Genomic DNA, 15,007 nt, shown 5'->3' on the forward strand with positions numbered 1-15,007 from the left:
TCACCCCAACGCAGTGTCCAGGAACATCATCACCGCGAAGCCGAGCATCAAGCCAAGAGTGGCCGGGGTTTCGTGACCGTTGCGGTGGGTTTCGGGAATCACTTCGTGCGAGACCACAAAGATCATGGCGCCGGCTGCAAGCCCCAAGGCAATCGGGTAGCCGAGGGCGAACCCGCTGGAAACGCCCAGCCCCACTATCGCGCCCAAGGGCTCCATCAGCCCCGAGCCGATTGCAATCAGCGCGGCGCGAACGGCTGAGACCCCGGTGACGCGCAGCGCAAGGGCCACCGCCAAACCTTCCGGGATATCCTGGATCGCAATGGCGGTGGTCAGGGGCATGCCGACGCGAAGGTCGCCATTGGCAAAGCTCACACCGATGGCCATGCCTTCCGGGAGGTTATGCAAAGTAATGGCGAGTACAAAAAGCCAAACGCGATTGAAGCGTTCGGTCTGGGGGCCTCTGCGGCCGGACTTTGAATGTTCATGGGGCACGAAGCGATCCAGGCCGATCATCAGCGCGACGCCGAGCCCCAGCCCCAGGACGACCACGCACGCGGCCCACATCGGGTTGGCCGTAATGCCCTGTGCCGCCTCGATACCCGGCAGGATCAGGGAAAACGAACTGGCCGCCAGCATCATGCCGGCGGCAAAACCGAGCAGGGTGTCCTGGGTGCGTGAACTGATGTCACGCAGCACCATCGCTGCCGTCGCACCGAGGGCCGTCGCCGCGAAACCGCTGAGGCCTCCCAGTAACGCATAACGCAGGTTGGACTCATCGGCCCCGACGATGGCGCTGTACCCGCTGACCAACAGCAACAGCGTCACGGCAACCGTGGTGGTCCAGAACAACGCGCCGGCCCATCCTTGACTGGACACATGGCTCAGCCAACTGCGCGGAGTTGCCTCATCGGGTGTCGACAGGTCAGGCATCATTTCCTCCTTCTCAGAAATAGGGACCTGGCATGCAGCACCTCCAAGTCTTGGCGTACGTTAGGGTGTCGGCTCGTCCAAGAGGTTCCTTATTTAACGGCCCCTTCTATCTCTATAAGCCAAGCGGCGAGCGATGCTATTAACTTAATATCATCTCCTCCCTTGTCAGCGTGCAAAACTTATACGAAGCGGCAATTAAATCCTCCACTTGTATAAGTTTTTAGCGACTAACTACCGTTCATCGCCCTTTTTAAAAACTCTCAAAACATTTCGAAGGCTGGCCTTATCGGAACATATGTCCGTTGCAGTAAACGGGCGTCAGCGAAACCTCAATTACAGTTGGAGTACTACTATGACGACCAGTAATAAAAACCCAGGCAATTTCGCCAACGATCCCCAGAAAGCATCAGAGGCGGGAAAGAAAGGTGGCCAGGCGTCTGGCGGCAACTTTGCCAACGACCGTGAGAAAGCCTCGGAAGCTGGCCGTAAAGGTGGCCAGAACAGTCACGGCGGCGGCCGCAAGTCGTAACGATATAAAGAGGCAACTTACCATGCGTACGTCAGTGGAACATCAGCGAAGCGAATTGCATCATCGGCCCAGTATGCAAGTGCGCATTGACGCAAGGGTCATCGAACGGCCCAACGCGTCCCCGTGTTACGAGCATCGGCGAGTCGTTGAACTGGCTGAATCAACTATCGGCGGATCGCAAACGCGCCCGCTGTGTGAAAGGCAGTTATAACCTGCGCCATGAACTGCGCCAGGTAAGTACCCGCTAAATCGAAATGAAAGTTGTATAACCGACATAACGACGAGGTAACTGAACATGAGCACTAAAGACAATGATGGCAAAATGAGCGTCAGCGAAGCCGGTAAAAAAGGTGGCGAAGCCACTTCGGCTTCCCATGACAAAGAGTTCTACCAGGAGATCGGCAGCAAGGGTGGCCAAAACAGCGGCGGCAACTTCAAGAACGACCCCGAGCGCGCCGCCGAAGCGGGTAGCAAAGGTGGCCAGAACAGCGGCGGGAACTTCAAGAATGATCCCGAGCGCGCGGCCGAAGCGGGTAGCAAAGGCGGTCAGAACAGTGGCGGCAACTTTGCCAACGACCGCGAGAAAGCCTCCGAAGCTGGCCGTAAAGGCGGGCAGAACAGCCATGGTGGCGGACGCAACAGTTAATGTGCTTGATGCAGGGGAGCCATGCTCCCCTGCCTTGATTGATGAGGGACACCATGCCTTTACACATTATTAACTTTACCGGACCGGTCACCGCCTCAACCTGCAGCCAACTCATCGAAAAAGCCTCCCTGGCCGTGCAGCAGGACGCTTCGGGCCTGGTAGTGAATATCGCCACCATGGGCGGCGAATGCAGCTACGGCTTCACCATGTACAACTTCCTGCTGTCGCTGCCGATCCCGGTACATACCCACAACCTGGGCACCGTGGAGTCGATGGGCAATATCATCTTCCTGGCCGGTGAACGCAGGACGGCCTGCAGTCACAGCAAATTCCTGTTCCATCCGTTCCATTGGCATGTCCAAGGTGCCGTGGACCACTCGCGCATGTCCGAATATGCCATGAGCCTCGACTACGACCTGCAGCTGTATGCACGCATCGTCGCCGAGCGCACGCAAGACGCCAGGGAAAAACTCGAAACGGAAAAGTACCTGATCGCGGCGCCGCGCATTCTTGACCCGCAACAAGCCATGTCCGCCGGCCTGATCCATGCAATCGAACTGCCGGTCGTCAAAGCCGATTTTGTAAGCAGCTTCATTCACTCCTAGCGCCTTTAAACCAGAACGGGAGCAACCTCAATGGACGAAGAAACGATTCGACTCACCGCCTACCGCATTTGGGAACAGCAAGGTAAGCCTGACGGCCAGGATTTTGTGCACTGGTTGCAAGCCAGGGACGAACTGGTGCCCGCACAGACCGATGGTTTGTCGGGCTCGATCGAAAGCAGTGTCACGCCCCCCACGCCGGACCGCTCGAAACGTCAGACGGCGCCCTCGTCCGCCGCGCAAAAAACTCGCAGCAAAAAACTCAAGACCTGAACCTGCCAGACCAAGCGTTCGGCAGCTGTCCGAACGCTCCCCCTTTGAAACTCCAATACTGGCGTTTAAATATCAACTAAGCGCTCGTTTGAAAATCTTCCCTTTTTTTGTTGAAAACAATCACGTCATAATTGATTGTGGGTGACCGTTTCAATTCAAGGAGGAATCGATGTGTCTGATCTACAAGCGAACCGCGGATGCGCTCAATGCAAACAACCTTTTGAGCCTACGACTGACGAACCCGCCTACCTGGTGTCCACGGCCTCCGACATGCTCTGCCCGACATGCAGGCAACAGTATCTGGCCGACGTGATGAAGGACGCACTTCAACGCAGCGTCCTCAAGTTATGTATGTTGCAGGAACGTCGAAGAAAACAGTAAGACTTACGTTCAACTAACGCTAAACCCAAACGAATGTACTCTATTAACGTTACACTCAATCGGGTGGCGGCGGTACATAGGGCTGCGCAATAAACGGAACGCTGCCGGAAGGACGCCACCTGACATTCTCCAGGCCGTAGCGTTCCGCAAGAGGTTTGCTGACCCGCTTGATCTTTTCATGGCGCGACCGTGGAATTATACCGATTCCCGCATCGCAGGATGCCCAATGCCACGCCTCGGCATTGTTCATGGCCTCAGCTCTTATAATGAAAGACTTCGGCTCATGATGGTATTCATATTCGATGATGTATAAAGAATTTTTCATATGCGCTCCTGATAATTTTTTTGTTATTTGCGCAGTACGAAGGTTCAGATTTTTTTCCCCTTATAAGTCTTTTTAGTTGCACCAGATTGCGGCGCCCTTGCAATACGACCATTCGTCGGCAGTTCATGAAAAAAACAAAACCGTTTCCACTTTTCTTGTTTCTCACTACTGAGTCTGTTCACTCCAGGCTCTGGTAAAAACTCCTGTCTTGCCCGTACTCCGTACGGGCTTTTTTTCGCCGTTTATAAGGCCACCCTTCTTCAGCGAGACCGTGACCAGTGCAGGCACCCCTATATACGCAAGGGTTGTTTATTCCAAAGTGTAAGCATGCATTACAGCGGACAGCGTGAACTTGAAGAGCGCGACACCTTTCATCCCCAATTCTGAAATGCGGCGGAACCTCAAACGGCGCGCGATTTTCTATCGCAGACACACCCATCGGAGGATCGAACCATGACTGACCAGCCCCTGATATCGACCCACACCCCGCCTGACGCGCACCGAAGCGGCACGATGACCAAGGCTGAGCGCACGCTGTCGCTGACGGCCGGCGCTGCCCTTTTACTGCGCGGCTGGCGCAAGGGCGGGTTGAGCGGCGTACTGCAGATCGCGGCGGGCGCCTACGGCGTGTTTCGCGGTGCAGCCGGGCACTGCGCGCTGAAGCAGGCGTTGACGCCCACCCCCTACGAAGCGCAATTCAGCAGCGAACACCAATGGCCGATCAGCGAGGCGATCACGCGCAGCATTACGATCATGCGTCCATTGGAGGAAGTGTCTGCCTTCATCGCCAGGCCCGAGAACATCGGCCCTTTGCTGCGTTGGGTCGACAGCGTTGAACAACTGACCCCGGACACCGCGCGCTGGAACCTCCGCGCGCCGGCCGGGCGGCGCCTGCAATGCACGTTGGTGCAGAGCGACCCCCAGGATCCCAATGTGCTGCATTGGAAAACCCCGGGCGACGCGCGCTGGGCGCACGACATCAGCGTCTCCGTGACACCGGCCCCGGCCGGCCGTGGAACCCAGGTCAAGGCCGTGGTGGTGTGCAAGCCGGCAATGGGCACATTGGGTTATGGCCTGGCCCGTGCGATCAGCCTGTTCAGCGACAAAGCCTTGCTCAACGCCCTGCAGGCGGTGAAGCAGCAACTGGAGACCGGCGAGGTCAGCAACAATCGCCTCAGGCCGGACCAGGACGACGACTTTTTTTACGTACACGCCGGCACTGACCAGGTCACGACCGATCAGCCGTCAGCCAAGACCGGCGTGGTTATTGAAGGAGGACATCACTGATGCGCGCACTCACCTGGCAAGCCCCCAACCTGCTGCAAGTCGACAATGTCGCCGACCCTGCGATCCTCAACCCACGGGACGCGATCATCCGCGTAACGCTCTCCTCGGTCTGTGGTTCGGACCTGCACTTGCTCGGCGGCTACGTACCCGCCATGAAGCCCGGCGATATCATTGGCCACGAATTCATGGGCGAAGTGGTCGAGGTCGGCAAAGGCGTCACGCAGCTGCGCAAGGGTGACAAAGTGGTCACCATCTCGATCATCGGCTGCGGCAACTGCGAGCCGTGCCAGCGCAGCGATTTTTCCTGTTGCGACAACTCCAACCCAAACCCGTCGGCGACGGACCTGATGTACGGCCAGCCGTGCTGCGGCATCATCGGCTACAGCCACGCCTTTGGCGGTTACCCCGGCAGCCACGCGACCTATGTGCGGGTGCCGTTTGCCGACGTCAACCTGTTCAAGGTGCCCGAAGGCGTGACCGATGAACAGGCGCTGTTTGTCTCGGACGCGGCGCCCACCGGTTACTTTGCCGCGGACAACGCCGATATCCAGCCCGGCGACACCGTGGCAGTATGGGGCTGCGGTGGCGTTGGCCAGATGGCGATCTGCAGCGCCTACCTGTTGGGCGCCGAGCGGGTGATTGCGATTGACCGCTACCCCGACCGGCTGCGCCTGGCCGAAGAGCGCGGCAAGGCCATCCCTATCAACTACGAGAAAACCAATGTGCACGACGCCTTGCTGGAGCTGACCGGCGGCCGTGGGCCGGACCGCTGCATCGACTGCGTGGGCATGGAGGCGCATAGCACCGAGATCGACTACGCCTATGACAAGGCCAAGCAACTGCTCAGGCTGCACACCGAACGCGGCAGCGTGCTCAGGCAGGCCATACGCGCCTGCCGCAAAGGCGGCACGGTGTCGGTGGTCGGCGTGTACGGCGGGTTGCTCGACAAGTTCCCCATGGGCGCGATCGTCAACAAGGCATTGACCCTCAAGTCCGGGCAGCAACCGGGGCAGCGTTACGCACCGACATTGTTTGAGCACATCCAGAAAGGCGAGCTCGACCCTGCCTATCTGCTGACCCATCCCATGAGCCTGGAAGACGGGGCGCAAGGCTACAAGCTGTTCAAGGAAAAAACCGATAATTGCCTGCGGGCGGTGTTCAAGCCCTGAGGGTCGTGCGTGTGGTTTCAGGCTGATGCTCGTCGGAAGAAAGATACGGTTATCTTCTTCCGATGAGCCCAACTCGCGATCCCCTGTGGGAGTTGTCGAGCTTTAGCGAGGCTGCGAAAGCGGAGTGTCAGGCAACAAAAATGCCAGCAGTGCCGCCGCCTTCGCAGCCTCGCTGGGGCTCGACAGCTCCCACAGTTGATCTTCGTCGCGACTGAGATTGGGCCAGTCGCTGCACCGCAAATCTAACCCGCCCCCCCGATCCCCTGTGGGAGCTGTCGAGCTTCAGCCAAGACGCCCAGGCTCGGCAACCGGTGTCGCCAAGCGGTTGCACGCGTACAGTGCAATGCCCAGCAGCATCAGCGCACCACCGCGCAACCAGGTGTCCAGGCTTTGCTGACTGAGCAGGATCAGGCACGAAACAATCGCCAGCACCGGCACCCAGGTCGGCACGCGAAAATGCTGTTCGGTGATGGTGTCGCGGCGCAATACCAGCACCGCCAGGTTGGTGCTGAGGAACACAAAGAGCAGCAACAGCACGACCGTCTCGGCCAGCGCCGCGAGGGTGCCGGTCAAGGTCAAGGCAATGGCCACCAGGGTGCTGGCGATGATCGCGACCCAAGGCGTGCGCCGCTTGGGCAGCACGCGCGAAAGCGGCTCCGGCAACAAGCCCATGCGAGCCATGCCATAGGCCAGGCGGCTGGCCATGACCATGGTCAGCAGCGCACCGTTGGCGACCGCCACCAGTGCAATGAAGGCGAAGAGCTGGGGCGGGATGCTCAAGCCCGAGGCGCGCACCACTTCGAGCAACGGCGCGGAGGTGGCCGTCAGCTTGTCCATCGGCAGCACCACCGACGCGGCGACACCGACCGCCATATACACGATGCCCGCCGTTACCAACGCGGCAAACAGCGCACGTGGATAGACCTTGCGCACGCCGCGTATTTCTTCGGCCAGATTGGCCGACGTTTCAAAACCGACGAACGAATAGAACGCCAACAACGCGGCGCCCAGTACGGCAAGCATCGGGTTGACCCCGGCCTTGAACTCCAGCGCGCGGCCGAGGTTTGCTTCGCCGGACTGTATGCACCAGGCCGCGGCCACCACCACCAACAGCAGCCCGGACAGTTCGACGCAGGTCATGACCATGTTGGCGCCCAACGACTCCTTGATGCCGCGTGCATTGAGCAGTGCGATCACCACCAGAAATATCAGCGCGGCAAGGTGCGGTGATACGTCGACGAACGCCGCTAGGTAGTCGCCGGCAAACGCCAGGGACAGCCCCGCCGCGCTGGTGACGGCGGCGGCGAGCATGCTGAAGCCGACCAGGAACGAAATCAGCGGTGACTTGAATGCCTTCTCGGCGAACACCGAAGCGGCGCCGGCATGGGGGTACTTGGTCACCAGTTCCGCATAGGAGCCTGCCGTGAGCATGGCAAAGAACAACGCCACCAGCAGCGGCACCCAGATCGCCCCGCCCACCTCGCCCGCGATGGTGCCGGCCAGCGCATACACGCCGGCACCGAGCACATCGCCGAGAATGAACAGGAACAACATCGGGCCCGTTACGGCGCGGCGCAAGGACGGTTTGGAGGGTGCGGCTTGGCTCAAGCTGGATTCGGACATGGGCGGCTCTGGCGTGGGTTGCAAAGAGCGATCATCCGGCACGGGCCGGCTGACGCGGGGCTATCTACAATGGAAAATGCCCGCGCCGCCAAAGTTCCGTTTTCTGCTGGAAATCCAGCGATGCGCCCCCGTCAATCGTCGTCGTGCAGGTGCGCGTCGGCGCAGGGCAGCCGTCCCGATTCCCCGCCGGCAATCCGTTCCGCCTGATCGATGCCGCGTTTGAGCGCGTCGTGTACGGACCATTGCGCGCCAGGCAACTGCTGGGTGCGTTCGACCACACATTGCCCCGTGGCGGTATAGACGCTGATCAGCACTTCAATATCGGCGTCTTCACGCTCCCGGGCCCTGACTTCGATATGGCAACCGTTTTCCACTTCCTGGGTAAAGCACTCTTCCTCGAGAGCCTTTTCGGCCCAAGCCTTATAGGTATTACCACGAATAAACATAACTGTTCTCCCAGACCGTTAGTGGGTTGGCCTTCACGTAAGACCTGAATGCTTTAGCAGGGATTCCGTCTTTTTTCCAAGGCCAAGTGCATCATGCGCCTATAAAAAGCTATTGCCGCTTCGCTTGTTAAACCGTTCGTCAGGCGAAGTAACAAATTGTTAAACCAACCCCCGGACGTCTATTCAAAATGTTCGGGAGCGCGGTGAAACACGCCCCGCAGAGCGGCCGAGAAAGCCAACAGATCCGGGCAGTGGATGCAGTTTTTCCACTGGCGGCGCCGTATTGCCTGGCGTTAAGCACTTGACTGCGCCACGCACTAACAAGCGCAGCGCCTGCGTTTCGCTTACTTAACTTGCGAACACCGGCGCCACCGTTTCGGCACCGTAACAACGGAAGTTTTCAATACAGGAGCAAGGCATGAAACGAGCGATTGGTTATTGCCTGGTATATATCGCCAGCATTTTCTTATTAACCGGCTGCAACCTGATTGTGTTCAACCCCAAGGGGCAGGTTGCAACCGATGAACGCGACCTGATTATCCTCGCCACCGGCTTGATGCTGCTGGTAGTGGTTCCAGTGATCGTGCTGACGTTTGTGTTTGCCTACCGCTACCGCGCCACCAATAAAAAGGCCCGTTACTCACCGCGCTGGGCCAGCTCGCACAAAATCGAAGCGGTGGTATGGGGCGTTCCGTTGCTGATCATCATTGCCCTGGGATGGGTGACGTGGAAAACCACCCACGCACTCGATCCCTATCGTCCGCTCGACTCAGAGACGCCACCGATCAATGTGCAGGTGGTGGCGACTGACTGGAAATGGTTGTTCATCTACCCCGACCTGGGCATCGCCAGTGTCAATGAGCTGGCCCTGCCGGTGCATACGCCGGTGAGTTTCACCGTCACCTCCGACGCGGCCATGACGTCGTTCTTCATCCCGGCCCTGGGCGGGCAGATCTACGCCATGGCCGGCATGCAGACCAAGTTGCACCTGATCGCCAACGAGACCGGCGAGTTCAGAGGCATTGCCGCCAACTACAACGGCCCCGGTTTTTCCGACATGCATTTTGCCACGCTGTCCCTGAGCCCCACCGACTTCCAGGCGTGGGTGGCCAAGGTCAAGGGCGCCGCCGCCCCACTCGACCACGCGCGTTACGCGCAGTTGGCCAAGCCCACCACCCGGCACCCGGTGACCTATTTCTCGTCGGTCCAGGAGCGGCTGTTCCTGGACATCGTCGACAAATACGAAGGCATGAACAAAGCCAGGAAACCCGAGCGCAACCAGACCCAATCCAATGGTGCTGAATCGAACGGCACCGGCACGCGCACCGATCAACACCCCAGTCTGCTGGCCGAGGAGCAATAACAATGTTCGGAAAACTGTCATGGGACGCGATTCCAACCACTGAACCCATTGTGATGTACACGCTGGCCTTCGTCGGCCTCATAGGCGTGGCGATGGTCGGCTCCATTACCTGGAAACGCAAATGGGGCTATTTGTGGCGCGAGTGGTTCACTTCGGTGGACCACAAGAAGATCGGCTGCATGTACATCATCGTCGCGCTGGTGATGCTGCTGCGCGGTTTTTCCGACGCGATCATGATGCGTACCCAGCAAGCCATGGCCGCCAGCGGCGGGCCGGGTTATCTGCCGCCGGAACACTACGATCAGATTTTCACCGCCCACGGCGTGATCATGATTTTTTTCGTGGCCATGCCCTTCGTGGTCGGCCTGATGAACGTTGTGGTGCCGTTGCAGATCGGCGCACGCGACGTGGCCTATCCGTTTCTCAACGCGCTGAGCTTCTGGCTGTTCGTGGCCGGTGCCCTGCTGGTCAACGTATCACTGGGAATCGGTGAGTTTGCGCGAACCGGTTGGGTCGCCTATCCGCCGTTATCCGGGTTGGCCTACAGTCCCGGGGTCGGGGTGGATTACTACATCTGGTCACTGCAGATATCCGGTATAGGCACGCTACTGACGGGGCTGAATTTCTTCGTCACGATCCTGAAGATGCGCACCGAAGGCATGACCTTGTTCAAGATGCCGGTGTTCACCTGGAATGCGCTGTGCACTTCGGTGCTGATCCTGGCGTCGTTTCCGATCCTGACCGCCACCCTGCTGATGCTGTCCCTGGACCGCTACCTGGGCATGCATTTCTTTACCAACGAAGCCGGCGGCAACCCGATGATGTACGTCAACCTCATCTGGGCCTGGGGGCATCCGGAGGTGTACATCCTGATTCTGCCGGCGTTCGGGGTGTTTTCCGAGATTGCCGCGACCTTCAGCAGTAAGCGGCTGTTCGGTTACGTGTCGCTGGTATGGGCGACGATCGCGATTACCGTGTTGTCGTTCATCGTGTGGCTGCACCACTTCTTCACCATGGGCGCGGGAGGCAACGTCAACGCGTTCTTCGGCATCATGACCATGATCATCGCGGTGCCGACCGGGGTGAAGATCTTCACCTGGCTGTTCACCATGTACCGTGGCCGGGTGCGCTTCGAAACCCCGATGCTGTGGACCCTGGGCTTTATCGTGACCTTCAGTATCGGCGGGATGACCGGGGTCCTGCTCGCAGTGCCGGGCGCCGACTTCATGCTGCACAACAGCCTGTTCCTGATCGCGCATTTTCACAACGTGATCATCGGCGGCGCCGTGTTCGGCTACATGGCCGGCCTGACCTACTGGTTCCCCAAGGCCTTTGGCTTCCGCTTGAACGACAAGCTGGGCCGCATCGCCTTCTGGTGCTGGTTGATCGGCTTCTATTTCGCCTTCATGCCGTCCTACGTGCTGGGCTTCATGGGCATGACCCGGCGCCTCAACCATTTCGACAATCCGGAATGGCGGCCGTGGCTGCTGCTGGAAGTGCTGGGCGTGCTCATCATCCTCTGCGGCGTAATCTCCCAGGCTCTGCAGCTGTACGTCAGCATCCGCAACCGTCACCAATACCGCGACCTCACCGGCGACCCGTGGGACGGACGCACCCTGGAATGGGCCACCTCCTCCCCGCCGCCGCTGTACAACTTCGCCGAGCAGCCCAAGGTCAGCGACCTGGACGCCTATTGGGGCATGAAAGAGCGCGGCGTAAGTACCCTCAGCCACACCGACTACCGCGCCATCCACATGCCGCGCAACACCGCCTCGGGCCTGGTGATCAGCCTGTTCGCGCTGATCTGCAGCTTCGCCCTGGTCTGGCATATATGGTGGCTGGCGGCGTTCGGACTGGTGGCTTCGGTGGTCGCGTTCGTGGTGCGCAGCTACGACGAAGACACTGATTACTTCGTGCCCGCCGAAGAAGTCGCGCGCATCGAAACGGCACGTCTCAAAGACTTGGCAGAGGCTTGATCCATGTCCAATACCGTGATTGAAAAAGACGTCGCTCATACCCAGGAACACGGGCATGAGGACGCGGGTTCCCTGAGCGTTTTCGGGTTCTGGATCTACCTGATGACCGACTGCATCCTGTTCGCGACCCTGTTCGCGGGCTATGCGGTGTTGCGCGACAGCGTGGCGGGTGGTCCGTCGACCATGGATATTTTCGAACTGCCCTATGTGCTTGCCGAAACCATGCTGCTGTTGCTCAGCAGCATCACCTATGGCTACGCGATGCTGGCGATGAACCGTGGCCAGCAAAGCCAGGTGCTGCGCTGGCTGGGGCTCACGTTCGTGCTCGGCGCCGGCTTCATCGCCATGGAAATCAACGAATTCCACCACTTGATCGCAGAAGGCTACGGACCGGACCGCAGTGCGTTCCTCACCGCCTTCTTTACCCTGGTCGGCACCCACGGCGCCCACGTGCTGACGGGGCTGATCTGGATGGCGGTGCTGATGGTGCAGATCCGCCAGAAAGGCCTGACCAACACCAACGCCACCCGGCTCAGTTGCCTGAGCCTGTTCTGGCACTTCCTGGACGTGGTGTGGATCTGCGTCTTTACCGTGGTCTATCTGTTGGGGGTGGTGTGACATGTACAAGCAAAGTTCGATTCACAGCAGCGCCGGTAGCAGCCATGGCAGCAGCCGCTCCTACCTGGTTGGGTTCCTGGTGTCGGTGCTGCTGACCCTGATCCCTTTCGCCCTGGTGATGTTCCCTTCGCTGCCACGCACCGTCACCGCCTGGCTGGTGGTGGCGCTGGGGATTATCCAAATCGTGGTCCACCTCAAGTTCTTCCTGCATCTGGATACGGCCGAGGAACAACGCTGGAACCTGGTTGCGCTGATTTTCTCGGCGGTCATCATTCTTTTGCTGGTAGGGCTCTCGCTATGGATCATGGGCAGTATTCACCACAACATGCTGGCGCACTGAGGTACTGGCTGGGGCTGCTCAATGCCGGAGTTCAACTGACCAAGCCGGGGATTATTTTCGGTAATCTCGCGTCGGTGCTGGGGGGTTACTTCCTCGCCGGCGGCGGGCGCCTGGCAGACCCCGTGCATCTGTTGGCCACCCTGCTCGGCACCGCACTGGTGATCGGTTGCGGTTGCGTCATCAACAATTGCGCCGATCGGGACATCGATCGGCGCATGGTGCGCACCTGCCATCGCGCGCTGGCGCTGCGGACCATCGCGGTGCCCACCGCCGCCAGCTATGCCATCGCCCTGGGCATCAGCGGTTTCGGCCTGCTCTGGGCAGGCAGCAACCTGCTGGCCTGCTTGCTGGCGTTGGTCGGGCTGGTGATCTATGCGGGGGTCTATACGTTCTGGCTCAAGCGTCGTTCCCACTGGGGCACCTTGGTCGGCAGCCTCTCCGGGGCAATGCCGCCGGTGATCGGTTATTGCGCGGTCAGCGCCAGGTTCGACGCCACGGCGATGATGTTGGTGCTGGTGTTCTGTTGCTGGCAGATGCCCCATTCACACGCCATCACCGTGATGCGCCGCGAGGACTTCCGCGCGGCGCGCCTGCCGCTGCTGACCCTGGCCCAAGCCCACCGGCAAATACAGGCGTACACCCTGGCCTTCTGCGCCAGCACCCTGGTGCTGGGCGTGGTGGCCCAGATGGACATCCTGTATTTCGCCGTGGTCAGCGCCCTCGGCGGTTACTGGCTGGCGCTGGCCAACAGCAGCGTGCGCCGGGTCGATCCAGCGCGCTGGGCGCGCTCGATCTTCGGCTTCTCGATTCTGCTGGTGATGGCCCTCAACCTGATGCTGGCGCTGTCCACGCTGTGTCGAGCAACGTGCGAATCTTCCTGGGCAAATCAGCCGGCTGATAGGGTTTTGCAATCAGCTCGAAGTCATGCACCTGTAGATCGGCACGCTCCAGCGAGTCTTTCGCATAGCCCGTCGTGAGCAGCACCCTGGTATGCGGATACAAGCGCGCTATCTCGCGCGCGAGTACCGCGCCATTCATCTCGCCGGGCATGATCAAGTCACTGAACACCAGGTCGTAGGTCGCGCCGGCGAGCCGGTCCAATGCCTCGGCGGCCGTGTGCGCAATGTCGGTGCGATAACCGTAGTCGGCCAGAATTTCCTGGGCCAGCTCCGCCACCTCGGGCCGGTCCTCCACAATCAGGATGCGCTCGTCGCCTTGCAGCGAAGTGGCCGCGGGCGTCTGCTCGACCCAGAGCTGGCTGTCGTCCGCCGGAAAATACAGGCGCACCGTCGTGCCCACGCCTGGGTAGGAATAGATGCGCGCAGTGCCGCCCGATTGCTTGACGAAGCCATACACCATTGACAACCCCAGCCCCGAGCCCTTGCCCTCCTCCTTGGTGGTGAAGAACGGCTGCATGACTTTCTCCTGAACGCTCTCGTCGATGCCGTTGCCGTTATCGCTGATCGAGATGCCCACGTAGCGGCCCTCGGCCAGCCCGTCGCGTTGCGCATTGGCGTCGCCGGGAACCTGAACATTGCACGTCTTCACCGTCACGGTCGGCTCGGTACGTCCTTCGAGTGCATCCTGGGCGTTGGATAACAAGTGCCGCACCGCCAGCTCTGCCTGCGCGGGATCGAGACGGCAGTTCCACAGATCCTCGGCGAGCTCTACATGCAACTGGACATCCTGCAGCGTCTGCGCCATGAAGTCGCTGCGGCTCAGCAAGGAGTTCAGGTTGATCACGCGACTGTCCAGGCGTTGCTTGCGCGAGAACGCGAGCAACTGTTGGGTCAAGGATTGGGCTTTTTCGGCGGCGGCCCTGGCGCGGCTGGCGCCGTTGAAGATGCGCTGCGGATCGGCGCCGGGGCGCTGGGCGCTCTGCTGGATCAGTTCGAGATAACCGACCATCACCTGCAGCAGGTTATTGAAGTCATGGGCAATGCCGCCGGTCAGTTGCCCGAGGGCCTCCAGGTCCTGGGCGCGGCGCACGCGCAGTTCCGCGTCGTGACGCCGACTCACGTCCAACTGGGAGGCGAAAAAGTAGACCAGTTGCCCGCGCTCATTGAACAACGGTGAAATGAACAGCTCATTCCAGAACGTCGAGCCATCCTTGCGGTAGTTGAGTACTTCCACACACACCTCATGGTGGTGGATCATCGCGCTCTGCACTTGCTGCAGGGCACGCTTATCGGTCTGTGGCCCTTGCAGGAGCCTGCAGTTACGTCCGATGACTTCATCCTGCTCATACCCCGTCAGCCTCAGGAACGCCTGATTGGCAAAAATGATCGGGGTGTCAGGTTGGGCGGGGTCGCAAACGATCATCGCGCTTTGGCTGGTTTCCATGGCCGCGAAAAACAAGTCTTTGCGGTTGGAAGAAAGCCGCGCTGAATCGATACGTTCGACCACGGGCTTTTTCTTGCTTGCCAAGGTTCACCTCCAGGTACGTGGTGCGTGTTCCATGGACCGTGAAAACGTCGCGCAGTGCCGCTGCTGCGCTAA

Annotated in this window: 15 protein-coding genes and 1 pseudogene; 11 read left to right on the forward strand and 5 right to left on the reverse strand. The window is 59.8% G+C overall.

The genetic code is table 11. The features are described 5' to 3' along the window. A complete protein-coding gene (locus H0Z09_RS08290; protein WP_186689546.1) occupies positions 1-930 on the reverse strand; it encodes a ZIP family metal transporter in 930 nt (309 codons plus the stop codon). Between the two features lie 352 nt (positions 931-1,282). On the opposite strand from H0Z09_RS08290, the gene H0Z09_RS08295 reads away from it, so the two are divergent. The 4 genes from H0Z09_RS08295 to H0Z09_RS08310 all read left to right on the forward strand — a co-directional run bounded on the left by H0Z09_RS08295 (position 1,283) and on the right by H0Z09_RS08310 (position 2,980). Further along, a complete protein-coding gene (locus H0Z09_RS08295) occupies positions 1,283-1,459 on the forward strand; it encodes a general stress protein (protein WP_003174481.1) in 177 nt (58 codons plus the stop codon). A 295-nt stretch (positions 1,460-1,754) separates the two neighbouring features. Next, a complete protein-coding gene (locus H0Z09_RS08300; RefSeq protein ID WP_076954898.1) occupies positions 1,755-2,105 on the forward strand; it encodes a general stress protein in 351 nt (116 codons plus the stop codon). Positions 2,106-2,158: 53 nt separating this feature from the next. Then, positions 2,159-2,710, forward strand: coding sequence for an ATP-dependent Clp protease proteolytic subunit (locus H0Z09_RS08305; protein ID WP_186689548.1), 552 nt, complete (start codon positions 2,159-2,161; stop codon positions 2,708-2,710). Positions 2,711-2,740: 30 nt separating this feature from the next. After that, positions 2,741-2,980, forward strand: a complete 240-nt coding sequence (locus tag H0Z09_RS08310; protein ID WP_186689550.1) for a DUF2934 domain-containing protein — start codon at positions 2,741-2,743, stop codon at positions 2,978-2,980. Positions 2,981-3,416: 436 nt separating this feature from the next. Here H0Z09_RS08310 and H0Z09_RS08315 read toward each other — a convergent pair whose 3' ends face one another. Further along, complete coding sequence (locus H0Z09_RS08315) at positions 3,417-3,686, reverse strand: DUF6555 family protein (protein WP_076954902.1); 270 nt, start codon at positions 3,684-3,686, stop codon at positions 3,417-3,419. 453 nt (positions 3,687-4,139) lie between these two features. Between H0Z09_RS08315 and H0Z09_RS08320 the strand changes: the two genes are divergently transcribed. Beyond that, complete coding sequence (locus H0Z09_RS08320; protein WP_186689552.1) at positions 4,140-4,973, forward strand: SRPBCC family protein; 834 nt, start codon at positions 4,140-4,142, stop codon at positions 4,971-4,973. Further along, positions 4,973-6,142, forward strand: a complete 1,170-nt coding sequence (locus tag H0Z09_RS08325) for a zinc-dependent alcohol dehydrogenase (RefSeq protein WP_186689554.1) — start codon at positions 4,973-4,975, stop codon at positions 6,140-6,142. Before H0Z09_RS08320 ends, H0Z09_RS08325 begins: the two co-directional genes overlap by 1 nt. Positions 6,143-6,424: 282 nt before the next feature. On the opposite strand, the gene H0Z09_RS08330 is transcribed toward H0Z09_RS08325, so the two are convergent. Both H0Z09_RS08330 and H0Z09_RS08335 read right to left on the reverse strand, forming a co-directional pair. Further along, positions 6,425-7,765, reverse strand: coding sequence for an APC family permease (locus tag H0Z09_RS08330; protein WP_238340208.1), 1,341 nt, complete (start codon positions 7,763-7,765; stop codon positions 6,425-6,427). 131 nt (positions 7,766-7,896) lie between these two features. Then, positions 7,897-8,211, reverse strand: coding sequence for a hypothetical protein (locus H0Z09_RS08335; RefSeq protein WP_186689556.1), 315 nt, complete (start codon positions 8,209-8,211; stop codon positions 7,897-7,899). Between the two features lie 418 nt (positions 8,212-8,629). Here H0Z09_RS08335 and cyoA point away from each other — a divergent pair, with 418 nt between their 5' ends. From cyoA to cyoE, 5 genes and pseudogenes are all read left to right on the forward strand, one after another. Then, complete coding sequence (gene cyoA / locus H0Z09_RS08340; RefSeq protein WP_076954908.1) at positions 8,630-9,574, forward strand: ubiquinol oxidase subunit II; 945 nt, start codon at positions 8,630-8,632, stop codon at positions 9,572-9,574. 2 nt (positions 9,575-9,576) lie between these two features. After that, the gene (cyoB, locus tag H0Z09_RS08345) at positions 9,577-11,550 is read left to right on the forward strand and encodes a cytochrome o ubiquinol oxidase subunit I (protein ID WP_076954909.1); all 1,974 of its coding nucleotides are present in this window, start codon (positions 9,577-9,579) and stop codon (positions 11,548-11,550) included. A gap of 3 nt (positions 11,551-11,553) precedes the next feature. Next, on the forward strand, positions 11,554-12,168 hold the full coding sequence (locus H0Z09_RS08350; protein WP_076954910.1) for a cytochrome o ubiquinol oxidase subunit III: 615 nt from the start codon (positions 11,554-11,556) through the stop codon (positions 12,166-12,168). A 1-nt stretch (position 12,169) separates the two neighbouring features. Beyond that, positions 12,170-12,508: a cytochrome o ubiquinol oxidase subunit IV gene (gene cyoD, locus H0Z09_RS08355; protein ID WP_186689558.1), complete on the forward strand. Its 339-nt coding sequence runs from the start codon at positions 12,170-12,172 to the stop codon at positions 12,506-12,508. After that, positions 12,466-13,353 (forward strand): annotated as a pseudogene (cyoE, locus tag H0Z09_RS08360) (heme o synthase); the annotation flags it as partial. The gene cyoD and the pseudogene cyoE, both read left to right, overlap by 43 nt. Here cyoE and H0Z09_RS08365 read toward each other — a convergent pair. Further along, entirely contained in the window at positions 13,334-14,935 is a 1,602-nt protein-coding gene (locus H0Z09_RS08365) for a histidine kinase famiy protein (protein WP_186689560.1), read from the reverse strand. The pseudogene cyoE and the gene H0Z09_RS08365 sit on opposite strands and share 20 nt — an antisense overlap. Positions 14,936-15,007: the final 72 nt, after the last annotated feature.

Origin of the sequence: Pseudomonas sp. SWRI18 (genome assembly GCF_014268345.1) — a bacterium.
Taxonomy (GTDB): Bacteria; Pseudomonadota; Gammaproteobacteria; order Pseudomonadales; family Pseudomonadaceae; genus Aquipseudomonas; species Aquipseudomonas cedrina.

Excerpts from the sequence above, each read along its gene's own strand:
- H0Z09_RS08290 (WP_186689546.1), bottom strand. The coding sequence starts at position 930 with ATGCCTGACCTGTCGACACCCGATGAGGCAACTCCGCGCAGTTGGCTG.
- H0Z09_RS08295 (WP_003174481.1), top strand. The coding sequence starts at position 1,283 with ATGACGACCAGTAATAAAAACCCAGGCAATTTCGCCAACGATCCCCAG.
- H0Z09_RS08300 (WP_076954898.1), top strand. The coding sequence starts at position 1,755 with ATGAGCACTAAAGACAATGATGGCAAAATGAGCGTCAGCGAAGCCGGT.
- H0Z09_RS08305 (WP_186689548.1), top strand. The coding sequence starts at position 2,159 with ATGCCTTTACACATTATTAACTTTACCGGACCGGTCACCGCCTCAACC.
- H0Z09_RS08310 (WP_186689550.1), top strand. The coding sequence starts at position 2,741 with ATGGACGAAGAAACGATTCGACTCACCGCCTACCGCATTTGGGAACAG.
- H0Z09_RS08315 (WP_076954902.1), bottom strand. The coding sequence starts at position 3,686 with ATGAAAAATTCTTTATACATCATCGAATATGAATACCATCATGAGCCG.
- H0Z09_RS08320 (WP_186689552.1), top strand. The coding sequence starts at position 4,140 with ATGACTGACCAGCCCCTGATATCGACCCACACCCCGCCTGACGCGCAC.
- H0Z09_RS08325 (WP_186689554.1), top strand. The coding sequence starts at position 4,973 with ATGCGCGCACTCACCTGGCAAGCCCCCAACCTGCTGCAAGTCGACAAT.
- H0Z09_RS08330 (WP_238340208.1), bottom strand. The coding sequence starts at position 7,765 with ATGTCCGAATCCAGCTTGAGCCAAGCCGCACCCTCCAAACCGTCCTTG.
- H0Z09_RS08335 (WP_186689556.1), bottom strand. The coding sequence starts at position 8,211 with ATGTTTATTCGTGGTAATACCTATAAGGCTTGGGCCGAAAAGGCTCTC.
- cyoA (WP_076954908.1), top strand. The coding sequence starts at position 8,630 with ATGAAACGAGCGATTGGTTATTGCCTGGTATATATCGCCAGCATTTTC.
- cyoB (WP_076954909.1), top strand. The coding sequence starts at position 9,577 with ATGTTCGGAAAACTGTCATGGGACGCGATTCCAACCACTGAACCCATT.
- H0Z09_RS08350 (WP_076954910.1), top strand. The coding sequence starts at position 11,554 with ATGTCCAATACCGTGATTGAAAAAGACGTCGCTCATACCCAGGAACAC.
- cyoD (WP_186689558.1), top strand. The coding sequence starts at position 12,170 with ATGTACAAGCAAAGTTCGATTCACAGCAGCGCCGGTAGCAGCCATGGC.